At 74.7% G+C, this 24,868-nt stretch carries 16 protein-coding genes; 11 read left to right on the top strand and 5 right to left on the bottom strand.

What is annotated here, in order from left to right:
- Positions 1-22 precede the first annotated feature (22 nt).
- Positions 23-1,201 (top strand): adenylyltransferase/sulfurtransferase MoeZ, encoded by a 1,179-nt coding sequence (gene moeZ, locus ACZ6EJ_RS20475; protein ID WP_469268897.1) that lies wholly within the window; start codon positions 23-25, stop codon positions 1,199-1,201.
- Positions 1,202-1,268: 67 nt separating this feature from the next.
- Here the strand turns inward: moeZ and ACZ6EJ_RS20470 are convergent, their stop codons facing one another.
- Both ACZ6EJ_RS20470 and ACZ6EJ_RS20465 read right to left on the bottom strand, forming a co-directional pair.
- Complete coding sequence (locus ACZ6EJ_RS20470) at positions 1,269-2,861, bottom strand: alpha/beta hydrolase (protein ID WP_469268896.1); 1,593 nt, start codon at positions 2,859-2,861, stop codon at positions 1,269-1,271.
- Between the two features lie 140 nt (positions 2,862-3,001).
- On the bottom strand, positions 3,002-5,770 hold the full coding sequence (locus ACZ6EJ_RS20465; protein WP_469268895.1) for a lysylphosphatidylglycerol synthase transmembrane domain-containing protein: 2,769 nt from the start codon (positions 5,768-5,770) through the stop codon (positions 3,002-3,004).
- A gap of 218 nt (positions 5,771-5,988) precedes the next feature.
- Here ACZ6EJ_RS20465 and ACZ6EJ_RS20460 point away from each other — a divergent pair, with 218 nt between their 5' ends.
- From ACZ6EJ_RS20460 to nudC, 5 genes are all read left to right on the top strand, one after another.
- Positions 5,989-6,549 carry an MGMT family protein gene (locus ACZ6EJ_RS20460; protein ID WP_469268894.1) on the top strand — a complete coding sequence of 187 codons (561 nt, stop codon included), beginning with the start codon at positions 5,989-5,991 and terminating at the stop codon, positions 6,547-6,549.
- A 229-nt stretch (positions 6,550-6,778) separates the two neighbouring features.
- Positions 6,779-10,426 carry an ATP-dependent helicase gene (locus ACZ6EJ_RS20455; protein ID WP_469268893.1) on the top strand — a complete coding sequence of 1,216 codons (3,648 nt, stop codon included), beginning with the start codon at positions 6,779-6,781 and terminating at the stop codon, positions 10,424-10,426.
- A 58-nt stretch (positions 10,427-10,484) separates the two neighbouring features.
- The gene (locus ACZ6EJ_RS20450) at positions 10,485-14,135 is read left to right on the top strand and encodes an ATP-dependent helicase (RefSeq protein WP_469268892.1); all 3,651 of its coding nucleotides are present in this window, start codon (positions 10,485-10,487) and stop codon (positions 14,133-14,135) included.
- A 10-nt stretch (positions 14,136-14,145) separates the two neighbouring features.
- On the top strand, positions 14,146-15,540 hold the full coding sequence (locus ACZ6EJ_RS20445) for a dipeptidase (protein WP_469268890.1): 1,395 nt from the start codon (positions 14,146-14,148) through the stop codon (positions 15,538-15,540).
- Between the two features lie 64 nt (positions 15,541-15,604).
- Positions 15,605-16,561 (top strand): NAD(+) diphosphatase, encoded by a 957-nt coding sequence (gene nudC, locus ACZ6EJ_RS20440; RefSeq protein WP_469268889.1) that lies wholly within the window; start codon positions 15,605-15,607, stop codon positions 16,559-16,561.
- Between the two features lie 244 nt (positions 16,562-16,805).
- Here the strand turns inward: nudC and ACZ6EJ_RS20435 are convergent, their stop codons facing one another.
- A complete protein-coding gene (locus tag ACZ6EJ_RS20435) occupies positions 16,806-17,060 on the bottom strand; it encodes a mycoredoxin (protein WP_469268888.1) in 255 nt (84 codons plus the stop codon).
- 468 nt (positions 17,061-17,528) lie between these two features.
- Between ACZ6EJ_RS20435 and ACZ6EJ_RS20430 the strand changes: the two genes are divergently transcribed.
- The 5 genes from ACZ6EJ_RS20430 to ACZ6EJ_RS20410 all read left to right on the top strand — a co-directional run bounded on the left by ACZ6EJ_RS20430 (position 17,529) and on the right by ACZ6EJ_RS20410 (position 21,540).
- On the top strand, positions 17,529-19,748 hold the full coding sequence (locus ACZ6EJ_RS20430; protein ID WP_469268886.1) for an ATP-dependent DNA helicase UvrD2: 2,220 nt from the start codon (positions 17,529-17,531) through the stop codon (positions 19,746-19,748).
- Positions 19,749-19,915: 167 nt separating this feature from the next.
- Positions 19,916-20,245, top strand: a complete 330-nt coding sequence (locus ACZ6EJ_RS20425; RefSeq protein ID WP_469268884.1) for a hypothetical protein — start codon at positions 19,916-19,918, stop codon at positions 20,243-20,245.
- 175 nt (positions 20,246-20,420) lie between these two features.
- Complete coding sequence (locus tag ACZ6EJ_RS20420; protein ID WP_469268883.1) at positions 20,421-20,789, top strand: WhiB family transcriptional regulator; 369 nt, start codon at positions 20,421-20,423, stop codon at positions 20,787-20,789.
- On the top strand, positions 20,786-21,145 hold the full coding sequence (locus ACZ6EJ_RS20415) for a hypothetical protein (RefSeq protein WP_469268881.1): 360 nt from the start codon (positions 20,786-20,788) through the stop codon (positions 21,143-21,145). The genes ACZ6EJ_RS20420 and ACZ6EJ_RS20415 overlap by 4 nt, the downstream gene beginning before the upstream one ends.
- A gap of 191 nt (positions 21,146-21,336) precedes the next feature.
- Positions 21,337-21,540, top strand: coding sequence for a hypothetical protein (locus ACZ6EJ_RS20410; RefSeq protein WP_469268879.1), 204 nt, complete (start codon positions 21,337-21,339; stop codon positions 21,538-21,540).
- 333 nt (positions 21,541-21,873) lie between these two features.
- On the opposite strand, the gene ACZ6EJ_RS20405 is transcribed toward ACZ6EJ_RS20410, so the two are convergent.
- Entirely contained in the window at positions 21,874-23,430 is a 1,557-nt protein-coding gene (locus ACZ6EJ_RS20405; RefSeq protein ID WP_469268877.1) for an ABC1 kinase family protein, read from the bottom strand.
- Between the two features lie 64 nt (positions 23,431-23,494).
- Positions 23,495-24,751: a TOMM precursor leader peptide-binding protein gene (locus ACZ6EJ_RS20400; RefSeq protein ID WP_469268876.1), complete on the bottom strand. Its 1,257-nt coding sequence runs from the start codon at positions 24,749-24,751 to the stop codon at positions 23,495-23,497.
- Positions 24,752-24,868: the final 117 nt, after the last annotated feature.

The raw sequence follows: 24,868 nt of genomic DNA, 5'->3' as shown, positions 1-24,868 counted from the left end.
CACCTGCATTGTTGAGGTTCCTGTGTCGCTGCCCCCCCTGGTCGAGCCAGCCGCTGAGCTCACCGTCGACGAGGTCCGCAGGTACTCCCGCCACCTGATCATCCCGGACGTCGGGATGGACGGGCAGAAGCGGCTGAAGAACGCCAAGGTGCTCTGTGTGGGCGCCGGCGGGCTCGGTTCGCCGGCCCTGATGTATCTGGCCGCGGCCGGTGTCGGCACGCTGGGCATCGTGGAGTTCGACGAGGTCGACGAGTCGAACCTGCAGCGCCAGATCATCCACAGCCAGGCCGACATCGGCCGGTCCAAGGCGGAGTCCGCCAAGGACTCGGTGCTGGGGATCAACCCGTACGTCAACGTGGTCCTGCACCAGGAGCGGCTGGAAGCCGACAACGTGCTGGACATCTTCGCGCAGTACGACCTGATCGTGGACGGCACGGACAACTTCGCCACCCGCTACCTGGTCAACGACGCCGCGGTGCTGCTGAACAAGCCGTACGTGTGGGGCTCGATCTACCGCTTCGACGGCCAGGCCTCGGTCTTCTGGTCCGAGCACGGCCCCTGCTACCGCTGCCTCTACCCGGAGCCCCCGCCGCCGGGCATGGTCCCCTCCTGCGCCGAGGGCGGCGTGCTGGGCGTGCTCTGCGCGTCCATCGGCTCCATCCAGGTCACCGAGGCCATCAAGCTGCTCGCCGGCGTCGGGGACCCGCTGGTCGGCCGTCTGATGATCTACGACGCCCTGGAGATGCAGTACCGCCAGGTGAAGGTCCGCAAGGACCCCGACTGCGCGGTCTGCGGCGAGAACCCCACCGTCACCGAGCTGATCGACTACGAGGCCTTCTGCGGCGTCGTCTCCGAGGAGGCGCAGGAGGCGGCGGCCGGGGCCACGATCACCCCGCGGCAGCTCAAGGAGTGGATCGACGGCGACGAGAAGATCGAGATCATCGACGTCCGCGAGCCGAACGAGTACGAGATCGTCTCGATCCCCGGCGCCAAGCTGATCCCGAAGAACGAGTTCCTCATGGGCAACGCCCTCCAGGACCTCCCGCAGGACCGGCGCATCGTCCTGCACTGCAAGACGGGCGTCCGCAGCGCCGAGGTCCTCGCGGTCCTCAAGTCCGCGGGCTTCGCCGACGCGGTGCACGTCGGCGGCGGCGTGATCGGCTGGGTCAACCAGATCGAGCCCGGCAAGCCGGTGTACTAGGGCGCGTACGCGGGAGGGGCCGGTCCGCACCGAGCGGGACCGGCCCCTCCCGCGGGTCCGCGACCCGTCACGGGCAGGTGGTGCCGTTCGCCGGGACCTTCCCGTCCAGCAGGTAACCGTCGACGGCCCGCCGTACGCAGGCGTCCTTGCTGTTGTACGCCCCGTGCCCCTCGCCCTCGTACGTCAGCTCGACCCCGACGCCCGCGCCGAGCTTCCGGGCCATCGCCCGCGCGCCCGCGTACGGGGTCGCCGGGTCGCCCGTATTGCCGATGACGAGGATGGGGGCGGAGCCGGGGGCGCTGACGTCCGGCGTCCTCCACGCGCCCGCGACCGGCCATCCGGTGCAGCCCAGCAGGCCCCAGCCCAGGTAGTCGCCGAACAGCGGGGAGGCCTCGCGGAACGCGGGCAGCGCCGCCTTCGTCTGCTCCGGGGTGAACCGCTGCTCGCTGTCGGCGCAGTTGACGGCGGTGTTGGCGGCGTTGGAGTTGTCGTACCGCCCGTCCTCGGAGCGGCCGTTGAGCGAGTCGGCCAGGGCGAGGAGCAGTCCGCCCTTGCCCCCGCCCGCCTCGTCCAGGCCCTGTTCGAGCAGGGGCCAGGTCTCCTTGGAGTAGAGCGCGGAGGCGATGCCGGTGGTGGCGAGCGTCTGCGTCAGCTTCCGGTCGCCCAGCCCCTCGACGGGCTTCTCCTCCAGCCCGGCCAGGAGGTCGGCGATCCCCCGCTCGACCTCCTGGGCGGTGGCGCCGGGCAGCGCGCAGTCGTCGCGCTCGGCGCAGTCCTTCGCGAAGTTGTCGAAGGCGAGCTGGAACCCGCGGGCCTGGCCGAGGGCGGACTGCCGGGCGTCCTGGGTGGGGTCGACCACCGCGTCGAGGACCGCCCGGCCGACCTTGTCCGGGAAGAGGTGCGCGTAGACGCCGCCGAGCTCGGTGCCGTAGGAGATGCCGAAGTAGTGCAGCCTGTCGTCGCCCAGCACGGCGCGCACCAGGTCCAGGTCGCGGGCGGCGTTCACCGTGCCCACGTAGGGGAGTTCGGGGCCGGAGTTCTCCTCGCAGGCCGCGACGAAGTCCTTCTGGCCCTGGACGAGCCGCTTCTCCTCGGCCGCGTCGTCCGGTGTGGAGTCCTCCTGGTAGAAGGCGTCCAACTGGGCGTCGTCCGCGCACTCCACGCCCTCGCTGCGGCCGATCCCGCGCGGGTCGAAGCTCACCAGGTCGTAGCGGGTGCGGAGCGTGTCGTACTCGGTGCCGAAGGCGGGCAGCGTGGCGATGCCGGACGCGCCGGGCCCGCCGAAGTTGAACACCAGCGAGCCGATCCGCCGCTCGCGGTCCTTAGCCTTCGCGCGGACCAGCGCCAGCTCGATCGTCCGGCCGTCCGGCCGCGCGTAGTCGAGCGGCACGTCCATGAAGGAGCACTCCCACACCGCGCCGCCCGGCAGCGGCGAGGGCGACGCGCCGCCGCCCTGGGCCGTGTTCGGGGCGGGGCACCGGGACCAGTCGAGCTTCTGCGAGGCCAGTTCGCGCGGGGTGGCGGAGGGCGAGGCGGTCGAGGCCCCGGTGGGCGTCGAGGACCCGTCCCCGCCGTCGCCGTCCGAGCAGGCGGCCAGCGGCAGCAGCACGGCGGCGGTGGTGGCGAGGGCGGCGGCGCGCAGCGCGGGGGGAGTCCTCATGGGCCCATCGTGCGGCGGCGCACCGGACAGCGCGCGGGGCGCGGTCCATGCGGGTGGTCCCGGCCACCCGCCCGAACAGGCGTACGTCTCGGGTGCGGCTCACCCTTGCGAGCGCAGCCTGAACAGGCGTACGTCTCGGGCTACAGCTCGCCCTTGCGGGTGAGCTGGTTGAAGCAGATCCAGCCGGGGAGCACCGGCAGCCACAGCGTCATCACGCGGTACAGCACCACCGCCGGCGCCGCGACCTCCTTCGGCAGTCCGACCGCGATCAGGCCCAGGGTCAGCGCCCCCTCGACCGCGCCGACCCCGCCGGGCGTCGGGGCCGCCGAGCCGAGCGCGTTGCCGGCGAGGAAGACCACCGCGATGCTCGCGTAGCTGAGCTGGGGCACGTCCGGACCGCTGAACGCCCGGATCGAGGCGTCCAGGCAGAGCACGAACAGACCGGTCAGCAGCAGCATCCCGCCGATGCCGGTGAGCAGCTTCTGCGGCCGCTGCACCACGTCCAACATGCGCGGCACGACGCCCGCGAACAGCGAGCGCACCCGCGTCACCACGAACTTCCGCAGGAACGGGACCGCCGTCACCACCAGCACCAGCACCGCCACCGTCAGCAGGCCGGCGATGACGGTACGGGAGGGGGTCAGCGAGTCCGGGGTCTTCTCCGTACCGGTGAGGTAGCCGAACAGCGCCAGCAGCAGGACGTGGCAGCCGAGCCCGAACAACTGCGAGGCGCCGACGCTCGCCACCGCGAGTCCGGGGCGCACCCCGGCGCGCTGGAGGAAGCGGGTGTTCAGCGCCACGCCCCCGACGGCGGCCGGGGCGACGATCTTCACGAACGAACCGGCCACCTGCGCCTGCACGGTCTTGCGGAACGGCACCCGCTCGGGCACGAAGCCCAGCAGGCTCATCGCCGCCGCAACGTAGCTGAGGGCCGAGAAGCCGAAGGCGGCCGCCACCCAGCCCCACTCCGCCTCCTCCACGACCGTCCCGAAGTCCGCCTGGGTGACCTGGGAGATCAGGTAGTACGCGGCGATGGCCCCGGCGATGAAGCTGAACAGGGTGCGCGGCTTGATGCGCTCCAGGCGGACCGGCTCGACGGGCGCCTGCGGCCGGATCAGCAGCACCTGGCGGCGGATCTGGGCGAGCAGGTCCGCCTCGCGGGCCTCCTCCATCGCGTCGTCGATCGCCCGCTTCTCGGCCTGCTTCTCGCTGCGCTGCGACCTGCGCTCGACCTTGGTGTCCGGCTTCCCGTCGTCCGCCGCGTGCGCCGGCGCGTCCGCCCCGGCGGCGAGGGCCTTCGCCTGCTTCGCCGCGTGCGACGCCTCCACGACCGCCTCCCGCTCGCGCTCCGCCCGCTCGCGGGCGATGCGCCGCAGCGCCGCCCGCGTGGAGCGGCTCAACGCGATGGGCTGGAGCAGCGGCAGGCTGTCGGCCACCGCGTCCGGGCCGAGCACGGCCAGCGCCCCGGCCACCGACCGCTCCGCGCCCACCCGCAGCCCCAGGGTGGTCAGCAACTGCGCCACGTCCATCCGCAGGACCAGGTCGCCGGCCGCGATCTCGCCGCCGCGCAGATCCGTCACGAACGCCCGGCCCGAACCGTCCACCAGGATGGCGTCGCCGGTCAGCCTGCGGTGGGCGATCCGCCGCGACTGGAGGGCCTTCACCTGCCGCCAGGCGCTGTACACGAGGTCGTCGGTGATCTCCTCGTCCTCCATCGCGTCCAGCGACCGGCCGCCGATGTGCTCGTAGACGAGCATCACCGCGTCGGGCCCCAGCTCGGAGGTGGCGATCAGCTTGGGCGCGTTCGCCCCGGCGGCGATCGCCGCGTACGCGAGGAGCGCCTCCTGCTCCAGCGCCTGCCGCAGCGACTGGATCGAGCGGCGCTGTGTGATCGCGCGCAGCGTCAGCCGCCGCCAGGCCCGGTAGAAGAAGCCCTGGGCCTGCTGCTCCCGGTCGACGACGGTCACGTCCAGCGGCGGCCCGTCCTCCAGGGTGACCAGGTACCGCCGTCCCCGGTCGCTCTGGTCGGCGTTGTCCGGGGCGTCCTCGGTGCGCATCGCCGCGACCGGGCGGAAGCCCACGTGGCGCAGTCCGGCCATCAGGTGCTGCCCGGTGGGGCGGACGTTCGGCGAGCCGACCGCGTACAGCGTGCCGTACGCCACCGTCCAGCCGATCAGCACCGTCAGGATGATCGAGAACGGGGTGGTGTACCCGCCGACGAGCATCGCGAACGCGTCGAGCAGCAGCACCACCCACAGCACGACGCGCCAGCGCGGCCGCCGGGCCATCCCGACCGCCGTCATGTAGGCGATGACCGGGGCCAGGTAGCCGTGCACGGGATCGGTCAGGCCGCCGGTCGTCTGCTGCTGCGTCAGCGCGTCCTGGATGCCGTCGGGGGCGGCTTGCGAGACCCACAGGTCGGTGGCGAGGGTCACCCCGTGGGCGAGCACGGCGGCGAGCACGCCGTCCGCGATGCGCAGCCCGTCGCGTTTGATCAGGCGTTCGATGGCGAAGGCGACCGGCACCAGCAGCACGGCGATGCTGGAGACCAGCCCGGCGATCTTGATCAGCAGATCGGGCGCCTGCTCGGTGCCCTTGGAGATGTCGTCCTCCAGGCCGGTGGTGGTGCCCTGGGCGAACGCGGAGATCGTCAGCAGCAGGACGATCGCGCAGACCCCGATGAGCAGCCGCACCAGGTCGGAGGGGCGGTGCACACGGGCGGCGAGCAGCGGCTCGTCACCGGAGACCCGGTCGCTCAGGGCGGCCTCGGCGGAGGCCAGGGTCGAGCCGGCCGGCCCGCCGGGGGCGGGGGCCGCCGGATGGCCCGCGCGGGGCGCCGCGGAGGTCTCCGGGGCGCCCGGCGGACGCCCTCCGGCATCAGAGGCGTCCGCCGCCTTCGGTGGCTGCACGCCCTGCTCCTTCGTCGCCTCTGGTTCGTCTTCGTGTTCTCGTATCACCGGTCACCGCCCGCACGATGGTGGCACGGCCCGTGGGCGGAGGGGGGCAGCAGGGTGCACGGGACGGGCGCGGGAAGCGCAACATACGCCCCTTCGCCGCCGCGCGCACACCGGGTGACCGGACCGCTGAGGGGCCCGCGTTGTCGGTGGCGTACGGCAGGATGGGGCGGATGAGCGAGGACCAGACGGGCGGGGGCGGGACCGGCGCCGCCCCGGTCGGCGCGGAGCTGCCGGAGTACGCCGAACGCGTCCTGGACGTGGCCGAGCTGATCCCACCCGGCCGGGTGATGACGTACGGCGACGTCGCGGAGTGGCTGGGCGCCGGAGGGCCCCGGCAGGTCGGCCGGGTGATGGCGCTGTACGGGGCCGCCGTGCCGTGGTGGCGCGTCGTCCGGGCGGACGGGGCGCTGCTGCCCGGCCACGAGTCGCGCGCACTGGGGCACTACCGCGCGGAGGGCACCCCGCTGCGCGAGGCGTCCCGGCAGGCGGAGGGGCACGTGCCGCGGCTCGACATGCGCCGTGCCCGCTGGGACGGCGGCGCGGACGGCCCGGCGGGCGGGGGAGCGGACGGCCCGGCGGAGCTGGGCGGTCCCGGCGATCTCGGCGGCGCACGGGGGCGGGGCGGTCCCGGCGGTGCCGGTGGCGCACGGCGTCGGGGCGGTCCGGGGGGTTCGCGCGGCCGCGGCGGTCGGGGCGGCCGGGGCGCCGCAGGCGAGGAACGTCACACCTGACCGTCCCCGCCGCCCGCCTCGGCGCGCCCGCACCCCCGGCCCGTACGGAGGCCGCCTCCCGGCCCCGGCCGGGCGGCCCGGACGCGGCCGGTCACGTGACGAGGGACGCAGCGCAGCCGCCGCCGCCCGCCCCGCCGCTGGCGTAGCGTCGTCATCGCGCGGCACGCGCCGCCCCTCTCCTCGAACCTGTTCCCCATCACCTGTACACCCACCAGGACCGGCGATCCACGTGAGTTCCTCCCCCACCCGGCACCGTCCGCACCGTGAGCCACGGGCGCGGACCGCGGGAGCGTACCGCCTGGTGCGCACCCCGCCGGGGTCCGTGGACCCCCCTCTCCTGGACGCGGCCCAGCGCGCCGTGGTTGACCACCCCGGCGGCCCGCTGCTGGTCCTCGCCGGACCCGGCACCGGGAAGACCACCACCCTCGTCGAATCCGTCGCCGCGCGGGTGAACCGGGGCGGCGACCCGTCCCGCATCCTCGTCCTCACCTTCAGCCGCAAGGCCGCCGCCGAGCTGCGCGACCGGATGGCCGCCCGGCTCGGGGCCGCGCGCGGCCCGCAGGCCACCACGTTCCACGCGTACTGCTACGCCCTGGTCCGCGCCCACCAGGACGCCGACCTGTTCGCGAACCCGCTGCGCCTGCTGTCCGGGCCCGAGCAGGACGTCACCGTCCGCGATCTGCTCGCGGGCCAGATCGACCTGGAGAAGGCGGGCCTGGCCCACGTCCGCTGGCCCGACGAGCTGCGCGCCTGCCTGACCACCCGCGGCTTCGCCGACGAGGTGCGCGCCGTGCTGGCCCGCAGCCGTGAGCTGGGCCTCGGCCCGGACGCGCTGGCCGCCTTCGCCCGCCGCACCGGCCGCCCGGACTGGACCGCCGCCGCCCGGTTCCTCGCGGAGTACCTCGACGTCCTCGACGCCCAGGGCGTCCTGGACTACGCCGAACTGGTCCACCGCGCCGTCCTCCTCGCCGAGCGGCCCGAGGTCGCCGCGCACCTGGCCGCGCGCTACGACGCCGTGTACGTCGACGAGTACCAGGACACCGACCCGGCCCAGGTGCGCCTGCTGCACGCGCTGGCCGGCAACCGCGGGCCGGCCCCGTCCGCCGGGCGTGCCCCGTCCGCCGGGCGTGCCCCGGACGGCGGCGGGGGGCGCACGCTGATCGCCTTCGGCGACCCCGACCAGTCCATCTACACGTTCCGGGGCGCCGACGTGAACGGCATCCTCGACTTCCCGGACGCCTTCCGGCGGGCGGACGGCGCCCCCGCGCCCGTGAGCGTCCTCACCACCTCGCGGCGCTCCGGCTCCGGGCTGCTCGCCGCGACCCGCCTGCTCACCCGCCGGATGCCGCTGCCCCGGCTGCCCGCCGACACGGTCCGCGCCCACCGCGAACTGCACGCCGTGCGGGAGGGCGGCCGCGTCGAGGCGTACACCTGCCCGACCGCGTCCACGGAGCTGGAGCACATCGCGGACCTGCTGCGCCGCGCCCACCTGGAGGACGGGGTGCCGTGGCGGGAGATGGCCGTGCTGGTACGGGCCGGAGGCCGCTCGCTGCCCGCCGTCCGCCGCGCCCTCACGTCCGCCGGCGTCCCCCTGGAGGTCGACGGCGACGACCTCCCGCTCCGCCACGAACCGGCCGTCGCCCCGCTGCTGACCGCCCTGCGGACCATCGCCACCGCCGCGCTGCACGGATCCCGGCCGCAGCCGCCGGGCCGGGAGGACGAGGCCGGGGCGGAAGCGGAGGACGACACCGGCGGCACCGCACGGGACGGGGCGGGGGAGCGCGCGCGGGACGCGGCCGGAGCCGTACCGCAGGCCGTGGTCGGGGAAGACGGGCGAGGCGAAGCCGGAGCGGAGCCGCAAGCCGTGGCCGGGGAGGACGCCGGGACCGGAGCCGCACCGCAGGACGTGGTCGGGGAGCGCGCGCGGGACGCGGCCCCCGAGCACGCACAGGGTGGCGCCCAGGTGCGGGCCCAGGCCGACGCGCCCGCCCCCGTCACGGCCTCCTGGCTCGACACCGAGACCGCCCTCGCCCTCCTCGCCTCCCCCCTCGGCGCCATGGACGCCGCCGACCTGCGCCGCCTCGGCCGGGCCCTGCGCGACGAGGAGCGGGCCGCCGGGGTCCGCGTCCCCGCGCCCTCCGGCGACCTGCTGGCCCGCGCGCTGGCCGAGCCCGAGCGGCTCGTCACGCACGACCCGGCGTACGCCCACGGGGCGCAGCGCCTCGGCGCGCTCCTGCGCAAGGCCCGCGAACTCCTCGAAGGCGGCGGCACCGCCGAGGAGGCCCTGTGGGTCCTGTGGAGCGGCACCCCGTGGCCCGGCAGGCTGGAGCGTGCCGCACTGCGCGGCGGGCCGGGCGGGCGCAACGCCGACCGCGACCTCGACGCGGTCTGCGCCCTGTTCGACACCGCGGCCCGCGCCGAGGAGCGCACCGGCGGGCGCGGGGCCCTGAACTTCCTGGAAGAGGTCGACGCCCAGGACATCGCCGCCGACACCCTCTCCCGGCGGACCGCCCGCCCCGACGCCGTACGCCTGATGACCGCCCACCGCTCCAAGGGCCTGGAGTGGCGGCTCGTCGTCGTCGCCGGGGTCCAGGAAGGGCTCTGGCCCGACCTGCGCCGCCGCGGCTCCCTCCTGGAGGCGGACCGGATCGGCCGCGACGGGCTGGCCGAACCCCTCACGCCCGGCGCCCTGCTCGCCGAGGAGCGCCGCCTCTTCTACGTCGCCGCCACCCGCGCCCGCGAGCGCCTGGTCGTCACCGCGGTCAAGGCGCCCGCCGACGACGGCGACCAGCCCTCCCGCTTCCTCGCCGAGCTGGGCGTCGAACCCCGCGACGTCACCGGCCGCCCGCGCCGCCCCCTCGCCGTCGCCGCGCTCGTCGCTGAGCTGCGCGCCACCACCGTCGACCCCGCCGCCTCCGAGGCCCTGCGGGACGCCGCCGCCCACCGCCTCGCCCGGCTCGCCGCGCTCACCGACGACGAGGGCCAGCCGCTGGTGCCCGCGGCCCACCCGTACCGCTGGTGGGGGCTGGAGGAGCAGACCCGCTCCGCCGTCCCGCTGCGCGACCGCGACCAGCCCGTCACCCTCTCCGGCAGCGCGCTCGACCAGCTCGCCAACACCTGCGCCCTCCAGTGGTTCCTGGGCCGCGAGGTGAAGGCCGACGCACCGGCCACCGCCGCCCAGGGGTTCGGCAACGTCATCCACGTGCTCGCCGACGAGGTGGCCTCCGGCCGGACCCCCGCCGACCTGGACGTCCTCATGGAACGCCTGGACTCCGTGTGGAACGGGCTCGCCTTCGACGCCCCCTGGAAGTCCGAGCAGGAGAAGGAGCACGCCCGCGCCGCCCTGGAGCGCTTCCTGCGCTGGCACGTCCTGGACCGCGCGGGGCGCACGCCGGTGGGCAGCGAGCACGGTTTCGACGTGACGCTGGAGGCGGGCGCGTACGCCGTCCGCGTCCGGGGCTCCATGGACCGTGTCGAGCGGGACGCCGAGGGCCGGGCGTACGTCGTCGACTTCAAGACCGGCAAGGGCGCGCCGACCAGGGACGAGGTCGCCGCCCACCCCCAGCTCGCGGTCTACCAGCTCGCCGTCCGCGAGGGCGCGGTCGACGAGCTGTTCGACGGCCGGCGCCCCGAGCCCGGCGGCGCCGAACTCGTCCAGCTCCGCCAGCCCGCCCCCAAGAAGGAGGGCGGCGACGCCCTCCCCAAGGTCCAGACCCAGGAGCCGCCGGCGCGGGAGTGGGTCTCCGACCTCCTCGCCACCGCCGCCGGAAAGGTCCTGGACGAGCGGTTCACCCCGACGACCGGCCAGCACTGCGCCCACTGCGCCTTCCGCGCTTCGTGCGGCGCCCGGCCGGAGGGCCGCCAGATCGTCGAGTGAGGGCCGGCGGCTCCCGGTTCGCGACGGATTGTCGGCGGGGCCGGTTACCGTTGCTCGGGTGTCCCCACGCATCACCGATCCCGAGCAACTGAAAGAGCTGCTCGGGATTCCGTTCACCCCGGAGCAGACGGCCTGCATCACCGCGCCGCCCGCCCCGCAGGTGATCGTGGCCGGAGCCGGGTCGGGGAAGACCACGGTGATGGCCGCCCGCGTGGTGTGGCTGGTCGGCACCGGACAGGTCGCCCCCGAGCAGGTCCTCGGCCTCACCTTCACCAACAAGGCGGCGGGCGAGCTGGCCGAGCGCGTCCGCAGGGCGCTGGTCGCCGCCGGGATCACCGACCCCGACGCCATCGACCCGGACCACCCCCCCGGCGAGCCCGCCATCTCCACGTACCACGCCTTCGCCGGCAGCCTCCTCGCCGACCACGGCCTGCGCATCGGCCTCGAACCGACCACCCGGCTGCTGGCCGACGCCACCCGCTACCAGCTCGCCGCCAAGGTGCTGCGGGAGGCTCCGGGCTCCTACCCGGCGCTCACCCGCTCCTTCCCCACCCTGGTCAGCGACCTGCTGGCGCTCGACGCCGAGCTGTCCGAACACCTCGTGCGCCCCGAGCGGCTGGACGCGTACGACGCCGAGCTGCTGCGTTCCCTGGAGAGCGCCCGGCTCACCAACGCCGAGCTGCGCGCGATCCCCCCGGCCGCCGAGGCCCGCCGCTCGCTCCTCGGCCTCACCGAGCGCTACCGGGCCGCCAAGCGGAGCCGGGACCTGATGGACTTCGGCGACCAGATCGCCCTCTCCGCCGAGCTGGCCCTCACCCGCCCCGAGGTCGGGGAGATCCTGCGCGACACCTTCCGGGTCGTCCTCCTCGACGAGTACCAGGACACCTCCGTCGCCCAGCGCCTGCTGCTCTCCGCCCTCTTCGGCGGCGGCACGGACTCCGCCCCGCCCACCGGCCACGCGGTGACCGCCGTCGGCGACCCCTGCCAGGCGATCTACGGCTGGCGCGGCGCGTCCGTCGCCAACCTCGACGACTTCCCCGAACACTTCCCGCACGCCGACGGCGCCCCCGCCACCCGTTACAGCCTCAGCGAGAACCGCCGCAGCGGCGGCCGCCTGCTCCACCTCGCCAACGGCCTCGCCGAGCCCCTGCGCGCCATGCACGAGGGCGTCGAGGCGCTGCGCCCCGCCCCCGGCGCGGAGCGCGACGGCCGGGTCCGCTGCGCGCTGCTGCGCACCCACGCCGAGGAGATCGACTGGCTGGCCGACTCCCTCGCCCACCTCGTGCGCACCGGCACCCCGCCCGGCGAGATCGCCGTCCTGTGCCGCACCGCCGGGGACTTCCCGCAGATCCAGGCGGCGCTGGTCGCGCGGGACGTCCCGGTCGAGGTCGTCGGCCTCGCCGGGCTGCTGCACCTGCCCGAGGTGGCCGACCTGGTCGCCGTCTGCGAGGTCCTGCAGGACCCGGGGGCCAACGCCTCCCTGGTCCGGCTGCTCACCGGACCGCGCTGGCGCATCGGCCCCCGCGACCTCGCCCTCCTGGGCCGCCGCGCCCGCCTCCTCGTCCACCGGTCCGGCCACGGGGACGACGCCGAGCCGGACCAGCGGCTCGCGGACGCCGTCGAGGGCACCGACCCGGCAGAGGTGATATCCCTCGCGGACGCCCTGGACACCTTCCTCGTCGCGGGGGACGCGGCGGACGACGGGCTGCCGTTCTCCGCCGAGGCCCGCGTCCGCTTCGCCCGGCTCGCCCGTGAGCTGCGCGACCTGCGCCGCTCGCTCGCCGACCCTTTGATGGACGTGCTGCACCGGGTTCTGGCCGCCACCGGCCTGGAGGTCGAGCTGTCGGCCTCCCCGCAGGCGCTGGCGGCCCGCCGCCGCGAGACCCTCGCCAACTTCCTGGACACGGCGGCCCGCTTCGCCTCCCTGGACGGCGAGGCCACCCTGCTCGCCTTCCTCGGCTTCCTGCGCACCGCCGCGCAGTACGAGAAGGGCCTCGACAACGCGCTGCCCGGCGGCGAGAACACCGTCAAGGTCCTCACCGCCCACAAGTCCAAGGGCCTGGAGTGGGACGTCGTCGCCGTGCCCGGCCTGGTCACCGGCCAGTTCCCCAGCGGCCAGTCCCGCGAGGCGTGGACCACCCAGGCCAAGGTGCTCCCGCACGCCCTGCGCGGCGACGCGGCCACCCTCCCGGCCCTGGACTCCTTCGACGCCAAGGGCCTCAAGGCGTTCAAGGAGGAGATGAAGGAGCACCAGCACACGGAGGAGCTGCGGCTGGGCTACGTCACCTTCACACGCCCCCGCAGCCTCCTCCTGGGCTCCGGCCACTGGTGGGGCCCGTCCCAGAAGAGGACGCGGGGCCCGTCCGCCTTCCTGGAGGCGCTGTACGAGCACTGCGCGGCGGGCCACGGCGAGATCGAGGTCTGGGCCGACGAACCCGCCGAGGACGAGGAGAACCCCACCCTCGCGGAGCGCGACGCCGACCAGGCCTGGCCGCTCCCGCTGGACCCCGACGCCCTGGCCCGCCGCCGCGCCGCGCGGGACACGGTCCTCGCCCACCTGGAACGCCTCACCGCCGCCGAGCACGCACCGGCGCCCGCGGAGCGGGGCGCGCCCGCGCACGGGGAGGGGGGACCCGCGTACGAGCCGGCGTACGGCGACGAGCACGCGTACGGGGACGAGCCCGCGTACGGGGACGAGCACGCGTACGGGGACGGGCCGGAGCCCCTGTACGGGGACGAGCCCGAGCCGGAGCCCGCGTACGGCGACGAGCACGCGTACGGGGACGGGCCGGACGCGGCGCCCGCCGACTGGGACTGGGACGGCCTGCCCACCGAGCGCCCCCGGACCGACGCCCCGGCCCCGACCACCGCCCCGACCACCGTCCCGGCCCCCGCTGCCGCCCCGGCCCCGGCCGCAGCGCCGGGCCCCGGCGCGCCCCCGCGCGTCCCGGCCGCGCGCCACCCGCGGGAGGAGTCCGCGCGCCACCCGCAGGAGGAGCCGGCGGACCCGCTCACCCCCGAGGAGGCCCGTACCCTCGCGTCCTGGGACCGGGACCTGGACGCCCTGGCCGGGGAGCTGCGCCGGGCCCGCGCCACCGTGCGGGAGGTCGTCGTGCCCGCCTCGCTCTCCGCCACCCAACTGCTGCGCCTGGCGGAGGACCCCGACGCGTTCGCGCGGGAGCTGGCCCGTCCCATGCCCCGGCCGCCGCAGCCGGCGGCCCGCCGGGGGACCCGCTTCCACGCTTGGGTGGAGTCCCGGTACGAGGAGCTGCCGCTGCCCATGCTCGGCCCCGACGAGCTGCCCGGCGCCGAGAGCGACGCGGAGATCGCCGACGAGCGCGACCTGGCCGAGCTGAAGGAGGCGTTCGAGCGCACCGCGTACGCCCGGCGCACGCCGTACCGTGTGGAGGCCCCGTTCCAGATCACCCTCGCGGGCCGGGTGATCCGCGGCCGGATCGACGCGGTCTACCGCACGGACGACGGCTACGAGATCGTCGACTGGAAGACCACCCGCCACCGCACCGCCGACCCCCTCCAGCTCGCCGTCTACCGGCTGGCCTGGGCCGAGCTGCACGGTCTGCCGCTCGACGCGGTCACCGCGGCCTTCCTCTACGTCCGCAGCGGGGAGACCGTCCGGCCGCGGGGGCTGCCCGGCCGGGCCGAGCTGGAGCGCATCCTGCTGGACGAACCGGCCCCGCGGGACGGATAGGCTCAAGAACATGAGCGAGACCCCGGACAGCGCCGTCCGTACGTACACCGAACAGCACCGCGCGGCCTTCCTCGACGACCTCGCGGAGTGGCTGCGCATCCCCTCCGTCTCCGCCCAGCCGGAGCACGAGGGGGACGTACGGCGCAGTGCCGCCTGGCTGAGCGCCAAGCTGAAGGAGACCGGCTTCCCGGTCGCCGAGGTCTGGGAGACGCCCGGCGCCCCGGCGGTCTTCGCCGAGTGGCCCAGCGAGGACCCCGACGCGCCGACCGTGCTGGTCTACGGCCACCACGACGTCCAGCCCGCCGCCCGCGAGGACGGCTGGGACACCGAACCGTTCGAGCCGGAGATCCGGGACGGCCGGATGTACGGGCGGGGCGCGGCCGACGACAAGGGCCAGGTGTTCTTCCACACCCTCGGCGTGCGGGCCCACCTCGCGGCGACCGGCCGCACCGCCCCCGCCGTCCACCTCAAGCTGCTGGTCGAGGGCGAGGAGGAGTCGGGCTCGCCGCACTTCCGCGCCCTGGTCGAGGAGCGGGCGGCCCGCCTGGCCGCCGACGCCGTGATCGTCTCCGACACCGGCATGTGGGACGAGGGCACCCCGACCGTCTGCACCGGTATGCGCGGCCTCGCCGAGTGCGAGATCGAGCTGTACGGCCCCGCCCAGGACATCCACTCCGGATCGTTCGGCGGCGCCGTCCCCAACCCGGCCACCGAGGTCGCCCGCCTGGTCGCCGCCCTCCACGACGAGGACGGCCGGGTCGCGATCCCCGGCTTCTACGACGGGGTGAGCGACCTCACCGACACCGAGCGGGCCCTCTTCGCCGCGCTGCCCTTCGACGAGGAGACCTGGCTGCGGACGGCCAAGTCGCAGGCGGCCTCCGGCGAGGCCGGGTACTCCACGCTGGAGCGGGTCTGGGCCCGCCCCACCGCCGAGGTCAACGGCATCGGCGGCGGCTACCAGGGCGCGGGCAGCAAGACGATCATCCCGTCGTCCGCCCTGGTGAAGATCAGCTTCCGGCTGGTCGACGGCCAGGACCCCGACCGCGTGGCGCGGGCCGTCCGCGCCTGGGCCGAGTCCCGCGTCCCGGCGGGCGTCCGGCTCCGCATCGCGTTCCAGCCCGCCACCCGCCCCTGCCTGACCCCGCTGGACCACCCCGCCCTCCAGGCCGTGGCCCGGTCGATGGGCCGGGCCTTCGGGACGGAGGTCCTCTTCACCCGCGAAGGAGGCTCCGGCCCCGCCGCCGACCTCCGGGACGTCCTCGACGCCCCCGTCCTCTTCCTCGGCATCTCCGTACCCTCCGACGGCTGGCACGCTCCCAACGAGAAGGTCGAGCTGGACCTGCTGCTCAAGGGCGTGGAGACCACCGCCTACCTGTGGGGCGAGATGGCCGAGGCGCTCCGCTGAAACCGCCGCACGCCTCCGCGCACCGCCGCACACCCGATTCGCCCAGGGGGAGTAGGAAGCACCTGTGAGCACCTTCGACAACGTCGCCGCCAACCGCCCGATCGGCCTCACCGAGCCGAGCGGCATCGACCGCGCCGCGCACCTCCGCCTCGACGAGGCATGGCTGTCCGTGGCGTGGAGCCACCCGACGACCCGCGTCTTCGTCGTGTCCGGCGGACAGGTGCTGATCGACGACACCCCCGACGGGGGCACCGGGATCGTGATGACCCCGGCGTTCGAGGCGCCGGTCACCGAGAACCACCGCTACTTCCTGGGCACCGACGAGGACGGCGTCAGCTACTTCGCGCTGCAGAAGGACTCGCTGCCCGGCCGCATGGACCAGTCCGCCCGCCCCGCCGGACTGCGCGAAGCGGGCCTCCTGCTGAACCCCCGCGACGCCGGCCTGATGGTGCACGCGGTCGCCCTGGAGAACTGGCAGCGCCTGCACCGCTTCTGCTCCCGCTGCGGCGAACGCACCGTCATCGCGGCCGCCGGTCACATCCGCCGCTGCCAGGCCTGCGGCGCCGAGCACTACCCGCGCACCGACCCGGCGGTCATCATGCTGGTCACCGACGACCAGGACCGGGCCCTGCTGGGCCGCCAGGTGCACTGGCCGGAGGGCCGCTTCTCCACGCTCGCCGGGTTCGTCGAGCCGGGGGAGTCGATCGAGCAGTCCGTGGCCCGCGAGGTGTACGAGGAGGCGGGCGTCACCGTCGGCGAGGTCGAGTACGTCGCCAGCCAGCCGTGGCCGTTCCCCTCCAGCCTGATGCTCGGCTTCATGGCGCGCGCCACCTCCTCGGAGATCACCGTCGACGGCGAGGAGATCGAGGAGGCCCGCTGGTTCTCCCGCGACGACCTCACGGCCGCCTTCGAGTCCGGCGAGGTCCTGCCCCCGTTCGGCATCTCGATCGCGGCCCGTCTGATCGAGCTGTGGTACGGCAAGCCGCTGCCGAGGCCGGGCGGCGTGAAGCGGACCGGCTGACCGCCGCCTCGGGGAGCCCCGGGGGGGGGGGGGGGGGGGGGGGGGGAAGAGGGAGGGGGGGGGGGGGGGGGGGGGGGGGGGGGGGGGGGGGGGGGGAGGAGGGGGACCGGACCCGTCCCCCCCCCCCCCCCCCCCCCCCCCCCCCCCCCCCCCCCCCCCCCCCCCCCCCCCCCCCCCCCCCCCCCCCCCCCCCCCCCCCCCCCGGGCCGGGCCGGCGTGGAACGCGCCGGCCCGGCCATCCGGATCAGGCGTCGAGCGCCTGCTTCACCTGGGCCAGCGACGGGTTCGTCATCACCGACTCGGTGCCGGAGGCCGCCACGACGAGAAGGGTCGGCACCGTCTGGTTCCCACCGTTCGCCTTCTCGACGAAGGCCGCCGACTCGGGGTCGTGCTCGATGTTGACCTCGTTGTACGCGATGCCCTCGCGGTCCATCTGGCTCTTCAGCCGACGGCAGTAGCCGCACCAGGTGGTGCTGTACATCGTCACAGTGCCCGCCATGTCGCTGGCGCTCCTTCGTCTCGTCCGTACCGCTGCGCGGCCGGCAGCGTCACTTGCGGCCCGGCGCCACACGACCACCGACCCGCACGGAGCAGAACGCACGGGAGCCCGCCACCATTCCCGCCGCGCCCCCACGGCCGCCCCCGGAAGCCGCCCCCCGCACCGAGTACGCCCCCGTACCCGCGCCCATACCGAGCACGCACCTCACGCCCGTACGCCGCCCATCCCCGCCCCCGTACCGTGCGCCAGCGCCTCGCGGCCGGCCCGCGAAACGGCCCCGCAGCGCCGTGCATCCCCGCCCCCGTACCGCGCGGGCACTCCGCCCCGCAGCGAGCGCACCCCCGCTCCCGTACCGCGCGGGCACTCCGCCCCGCAGCGAGGGCGCGCACCTCGCTCCCGGTACGACGAATACCCCGCCCCTGTGGACGACCGCCGCACCCGTCCCGTGCGACCTGGCAGCATGGCGGGGTGACAGCAGCAACGCATTCCAGTCTCTTCCCGCAGGTTCCCGAGTCCCCGGACGCCGTGCTCGACGGGCTCGACCCCGAGCAGCGCGAGGTGGCTCTCGCCCTGCACGGACCGGTGTGCGTGCTGGCCGGAGCGGGGACGGGCAAGACCCGCGCGATCACGCACCGCATCGCCTACGGGGTGCGGGCGGGCATCCTCCAACCGGCCACCGTGCTCGCCGTCACCTTCACCAACCGGGCCGCCGGAGAGATGCGCGGACGCCTTCGGCAGCTCGGCGCGACGGGCGTGCAGGCGCGGACCTTCCACTCCGCCGCGCTCCGCCAGCTCCAGTATTTCTGGCCGAAAGCCGTCGGCGGCGAGCTGCCCCGACTGCTGGAGCGCAAGGTGCAACTGGTCGCCGAGGCCGCCGCCCGCTGCCAGCTCCGACTCGACCGCAACGAGCTGCGCGACGTCACCAGCGAGATCGAGTGGGCCAAGGTCACCCAGACGGTGCCCGCCGACTACCCGGCCGCCGTGGTCAAGACCCAGCGCGACGCCCCGCGCGACCCGGCGGTGCTCTCACAGATCTACTCCACGTACGAGCAGCTCAAGCGCGACCGCTCGGTGATCGACTTCGAGGACGTCCTCCTCCTCACCGTCGGCATCCTCCAGGACCGGCACGATATCGCCGAGCACGTCCGCAACCAGTACCAGCACTTCGTCGTCGACGAGTACCAGGACGTCAGCCCCCTCCAGCAGCGCCTGCTCGACCTCTGGGTCGGGGAGCGGGACAACCTCTGCGTCGTCGGCGACGCCAGCCAGACGATCTACTCCTTCACCGGGGCCACCCCCGACCACCTGCTCGACTTCCGCACCCGCCACCCCGGCGCCACCGTGGTCAAGCTGGTCCGCGACTACCGCTCCACCCCGCAGGTCGTCCACCTCGCCAACGGCCTGCTGAGCCAGGCCCGCGGAAAGGCCGCCGATCACCGGCTCGAACTGGTCTCGCAGCGCGACAAGGGCCCCGAGCCCGTCTACGCGGAGTATCCCGACGAGCCCGCGGAGGCGGAGGGCACCGCCCGCCGCATCCGCGACCTGATCGCCGCGGGCGTGCCGGCCGGCGAGATCGCCGTCCTCTACCGGGTCAACTCCCAGTCCGAGGTCTACGAGCAGGCCCTCGCGGACGCCGGGGTCCCCTACCAGTTGCGCGGCGCGGAGCGGTTCTTCGAGCGCGCCGAGGTCCGCGAGGCGGGCACCGCCCTGCGCGGAGCCGCCCGCGCCGGACGCAACGACTCCCTGCTCGACGAGGCGGAGGGGCTGCCGTCCCAGGTCCGGGCCGTGCTCTCCACCAAGGGCTGGACCAGCCGCCCGCCCGCCGGGTCGGGAGCGGTGCGCGACCGCTGGGAGTCGCTGGCGGCGCTGGTGCGGCTGGCCGAGGACTTCGAGGCGGCCAGGCCCGGCGCGACCCTCTCCGACCTGGTACGGGAGCTGGACGAACGGGCAGCGGCCCAGCACGCCCCGACCGTCCAGGGGGTGACCCTGGCCTCGCTGCACTCGGCGAAGGGCCTGGAGTGGGACGCCGTGTTCCTGGTCGGCCTGACCGAGGGCATGATGCCGATCGCCTACGCCAAGACCGACGAGCAGGTGGAGGAGGAGCGCCGCCTGATGTACGTCGGCATCACCCGCGCCCGCGTCCACCTCTCGCTCTCCTGGGCGCTGTCCCGGTCACCGGGGGGCAGGGCGAGCCGGCGGCCGACCCGCTTCCTCAACGGACTGCGGCCGGGCTCCGCGGCGGCCCCCGGCCGGGGAGGGGCCGGGGGCGGCGGCGGAATCGACCGGGGCTCCGGCCGGACCGCGACCGCCGACAGGACCCCGGCCGCCGAACGCAAGCGCCGGGGACCGGTGCGGTGCCGGGTCTGCGGCCGCACGCTCACGGCCGCGGGCGAGATGAAGCTGATGCGGTGCGAGGAGTGCCCCTCCGACATGGACGAGGCGCTCTACGGCCGGCTGCTCGACTGGCGCGCCGCCCAGGCCGCGCTGCTGGGCCAGCCGGACTTCTGCGTGTTCACCGAGAAGACGCTCATGGCCATCGCCGAGGCGGTGCCGTCCACGGAGGGCGAGCTGGTGGTCATTGCGGGCGTCGGCAACCGGAAGCTGCACCGCTTCGGCGCTGACGTCCTGGCCATCTGCGCAGGTGGGACAGGGGATGACGAGCATCGGGAGGGCGCCGGCGAGGGGTGAGGAAAACTCGTCGGGAAAATAGTTTGCGCCCGCACCAGTCGTCACCATAGGTTCTTAACCACGGGAACAGCGACTTCTCTGAAGCCCTGATTCCGTGCTGTACTTACCCCGAATACGCAGGACCGGCCCCGGCCGGACCCCCGAGACGCCGAGAGGAGGCGATTGAAGTGATCAGCATCATCGAAACCCAGAAAATGACCGGTCTCTCGGTCGTCTCCGCCTGCTCGCTCGGCGTCACCTGCTCCTCGGCCGCCTCGCTCCCTGCCACCGGTCTGTCCGGCGTCTTCGCCGTCCGTCCGGTGTCCCCGGCGAGCCTCCCCGTGACGCGGGAGCGCAATGAGCGACCGATCGAGGCACCGGCGGCAGCAGTAGCGAAGGCAGCGCAGGCCGATGCCTACGCCTTTGCGGCGACCGGTGCCGGAGCCAAGAAGCAGACGCAGCAGCACCACACGATGTGGGCCTTCCGTGGGCCTGAACCCTGGAGCGATCCAGCCTGATCCAGCATCAGGCCGGCGCCTTCAGGGCCGCGGAACCCCACTCGGGATCCGCGGCCCTTTTGTTTTGTCCGAACGGACGAGATGGAACGAAGGAGCCTCGGGACAAGCAGGACCTGGTACCAGCAGCCGCCAACCGGCCAACAGGCCGGCACGACCAGACGAGGACACCACCACCGTGCACATCGAAACGCACGCCCCGTCAGTACCGCTTTCCGACCCGATCTCGCCGCCCGGCTCCACGGAGGACTCCGCCTTGACCCCGCTCACCACGCTCACCGCGCTCGACGACGCCATCGAGAACCTGGGCGTACCCGTTCCCTGCCGCTCGTACGACCCGGAGGTCTTCTTCGCCGAGTCGCCGGCCGACGTCGAGTACGCCAAGTCCCTGTGCCGTACCTGTCCGCTCGTCGAGGCCTGCCTCGCCGGCGCCAAGGACCGGCGCGAGCCGTGGGGCGTCTGGGGCGGCGAGCTGTTCGTCCAGGGCGTCGTCGTGGCCCGCAAGCGGCCGCGTGGCCGCCCGCGCAAGAACCCGGTCGCGGCGTGACCGCCACCTGTGGGGCCCCCGCCCCCACGCGCGGGTACCGCCTCGGAACCATTGACCGTCCCCACACTCATGACCCCCGGAATCAGGCACCGATGACCACCCCCACGAAGGAGCCGGTCGGCTCCGCCACCCCCGACGTCACCATCATCGGCGCGAACGACTCGCGCCAGAACAGGACCCGCGAAATGCAACTCATCCCTGAAGCCCTGGCCCGTGCGCATATGCACGAGCGCCTGCGGGAGGCTCAGGCGGACCAGCAGTCCGTACGCCTGATCGCCGCTCGCCGGATGCAGCGCCGAGCCGAGCGCGCCTCCCTGCGCGCCCGCCGCGCGCTGGCCATGGCGGTCATGCACTGACCCGCCCGCCGTGCGCGGGGCGGACGCTTCCCCCTCCGCGCCACGGCTGCCTGCCACCACGGGGGCCACTCGGGCCCCGCCCGGACCCGATCAGCGAAGAGCGCCACACCCCGCCGCGGGCCGCCCGAACGAGGGCGGCCCCGCGGTGCGTTGTGCCGCCGCCCCCTCGGACACGGGGATATCGTCGCCGGATGGACGAGGAGACCCAGCCCCCTGAACGCGCCGCCGCAGCACAGGTGGTGTGCGCCCGCTGCGGTGCCACCGCCGAAGGCGACACGGTCCCGTTGACCTGGGTCGACTCCGTGGAGGACGGCGACCGCCGCTGCTTCTGCGACGCCTGCGCCCGCCTCCACATCCGCGCGATCGAAGGCCGCCTCGACTCCCTCTGGTGGTAGGCGCCGGTTACCCCGGCCCGCACCCCAGCGCTCGGCGCCCCACCCCAGCGCTCGGCACCCCGCCTCAGCACCCGGCACCCCGCCTCAGCACCCGGCACCCGGCTCCAAGGCCAGTACCCGGACCCGGTCCACGCGGTGTCCGACCTACGCCCCCGGCCCAGATCTCGACCTCAGCCCACGCGGTGTCGGGCCAGCCCATGTGGTGCCTGACCTACGCCTCCGCTGTCCCAGGCCCCTGCCCCCCCCGGCCCCGGTCTCAGACCACCTGGTGTCTGACCTCCGCCCGGCCCACACCGGCTGGCCCGAGGTCCGCGCGCGCCGCTGTGCCGGGCGCTACGGCTGGACGGCCTTCTCGCTCGTCTCCTCCTGCGCCACCCGCTCCTCCTGCGCCACCCGCTCCTCCAAGGCCCGCTCCTCCGAAGCCGGCTCCTCCCGGACCCGGTCCTCGGCCTCCTCCAGCTCCGACCGCTCGGGCCCCTCCGCCCCGGTCCGCGGCGCGGCGCCGTTCTTCGGCTCGCCCTCCTCGTCGACGCCCTCCGGGTCCTCCGCGAGGAACCCCGGCAGCCACGCCTCCAGTTCGTCTCGCAGTCGGACCGTCGCACCCAACTGGCAGAGCACCCCGATCGTGCTGAGGGTCACCCGGTGTATCAGTACGTAGGAAGGCGGGAGGTTGAGCTGCCTGCCGAGCTGGTGGGCGGGGGAGCGCGGATCGGCTATCCGGGCGGCCTGTTCACGGAGCCATTCACGGGTGAAGGTGAACTCCTCCGACCGCACCGGCGCGATGATCGGCACCAGGTAGTCGAGGACTTCCTCCGGGTCCAGCTCGATGGACTCCTTCACGAAGCGCTCCTCGCGCAACAGCCCGTACACGGCCGCCGCGTCGCCTTCCAGCGTCAGCCGCAGGGCGTCCCCGATGGTCTGCGGCAGCCCGCCCGGAAGGCGGTCGACCGTGCCGAAGTCCAGGACTCCCAACCGCCACGCACCACCGGCGCCGTGCCCTTCCTCCGTCGAGGCCGGGGGCAGGAGTCGGAAGTTGCCCGGATGCGGGTCGGCGTGGAGCAGACCGGTGCGTGCCGGACCGGAGAAGAGGAAGCGGGCCAGCAACTGTCCGGCACGGTCCCGCTGTTCCGGCGTCCCCGACGCGATGATCTCGGCCAGGGGAACGCCGTCGATCCACTCCGTGACGAGCACCTGGTCGGACTGGTGCACGACCTGGGGGACCACCACGTCCGGGTCGCCGGCGAACTCCTCCGCGTGTTCCCGCTGGGCCTGGGCCTCCAGGGCGTAGTCCAGCTCCTCCGTGACCCGGTCGCGCAGCTCCTTGATGAGCGGCTTGATGTCCATTCCGGGGACGAGCGGACCGAGCAGCCTGGCGAAGCGGCTGAGCTGGGCGAGATCCGAGAGCAGCGCCTGGCCCGCGCCGGGGTACTGCACCTTCACCGCGACCTCGCGGCCGTCATGCCATATCGCCCGGTGCACCTGGCCGATCGAGGCGGCGGCCGCCGGAGTGTCCTCGAACTCCAGGAAACACTCCCGCCAGTCCTCGCCGATCCGCTCGGCCAGCACCTTGTGGACCGTGCGGGCGGGCAGCGGCGGCGCGGCCTCCTGGAGCTTGGTCAGCGCCGCCCGGTAGGGCCCGGCGATCTCCTCGGGGAGCGCCGACTCGAAGACGGAGAGGGCCTGACCCAGTTTCATGGCCCCGCCCTTCAACTCGCCCAAGGTCTTGAACAGTTGGTCCGCCGTGCGCTGCTGCAGCTCACGGGCCACCAGCTCGGCCGACTTTCCGCCGATCCGCTTGCCCAGTCCCCATGTGGCACGGCCGGCGAAGCCGATCGGGAGCGCGGCCAGCTTGGCGGTACGCGTAACCGCCTTCCGGGGAAGATCAGACATGTGCCCCTCCAGTTCCCAGACTGCCGTGCCGCTCCAGCCTCCGGCGTCACACCGTCGACGGCGGTCACCCGGCCATTGTGTCCTGCGCCGGAAGAGCACCCGAGGCCCGTGCCCCGTTAACGCTCGGCGAGGCGGACGCCCCGGTGCCCGTCGGTGCGTCGTACCGGGCGTCGGGACCTCTCCGGCTCTCGTCCGCCGGGTGTCTTCCCGAGTCCTCGGCCGCCCCGCAGGGGCAGTCCGGGTGCGGGTCGATCCGTTGGCTGCGCCAGTCCAGCAGGGGCAGCGCGGCCTCCCAGCGCACACCCGTGCTGGTGGGCAGGCCCCCGTCCAGGAAAGCGAGCGCGTGCGCCGCCGCGAGGCCGGCGACCGCCGTGGCCAGCCCAAGGTCGCAGGCGCTCACCGTCCCCCGCCGCCCCGAGCGCCACTGCGCCGCCATCCGGGGCCACTGCGCGTCCCGGTCCGCGCGATGCCGCTCAAGGCAGCCCGCGCAGCCGGTGCCGCCGGGCAGGACGAGGGGACCGACCACCCCGGTCGCCTCGATCACCCCCGCGTAGAGATGGGGGGTGCCGGACGCCATCCACGGGCCCGCGGTGTCCGCGACGGGCGCGTACACCGCGAGACCGTCCCGCGGCGCGACGACGATCAGGGAGAAGCCGGGCTCCCCGGCGCTCCCCGCCCGGTCCGCCCCCGCGCCGGTCCGGCCCGCCGCCGTGGAGCGGGGAGCGGGGCCGGGGGCGGACCGGTGGACGAGCCGGCGGGCGGCCACGTCGCGCCGTTCCCCCACGGACGCCGGGGGCAACCCGGCCGGTGCCACGTCCCAGGGCTCGACGCGGCCCCCGTCCAGCACGTCCACATGGCCCACCCCCGCGCCGGACAGCACCGAGGCGATCGACGCGCCGACCCGACCCGCCCCCCGCACCTGGACGCGCATCGCCCGCCGGGCCGCCGTCCGGCGCAGCCCGCCGCCCGGTTCGGGGTGGACCACGGAGAGCGAGGCCACATCAGGGCGTCGGCGGTCCATCGATTCCGTCCGGTGGCAGAGCGCGTCGGCCTGCGGACCCGCCGATCGCGGATCGTCGAGAAGCCCGGCCTCCGCCAACCGCGCGAGCAGCACGTCGACGTGGCGGTCCGGTAGATCCAGCGCCTTCGCCTCCTCGCGCAGCAGCGGCAGTCCTCGAGTGCCGTCGAGCAGTTCCAGAAAGCTTCCGGTGGCGAGGTCCACCGGACCGAGTGCCACGGCGTGCGCGGGCGTCACGCCGAATTGCACGGTGTTCCGTCCGCGCCAGGCACGGCGCAATGCGGGCTTCAGCATCGGATACATGGTTTCTCCCCCGAGCGGTCTCGCGATCACGGCACGGGAGGGCCCCGGCCGTACTCCGCACGGCCCGCGGGGGCGTGCTCCGCGGACCGCCGGCACGCAGGGCAGTGACCCCGCGAA

It is taken from the genome of Streptomyces sp. NPDC041970, assembly GCF_055588985.1.
Note: the sequence above shows the minus strand (reverse complement) of the source record. Positions and strands in the feature narration are given on the sequence as shown.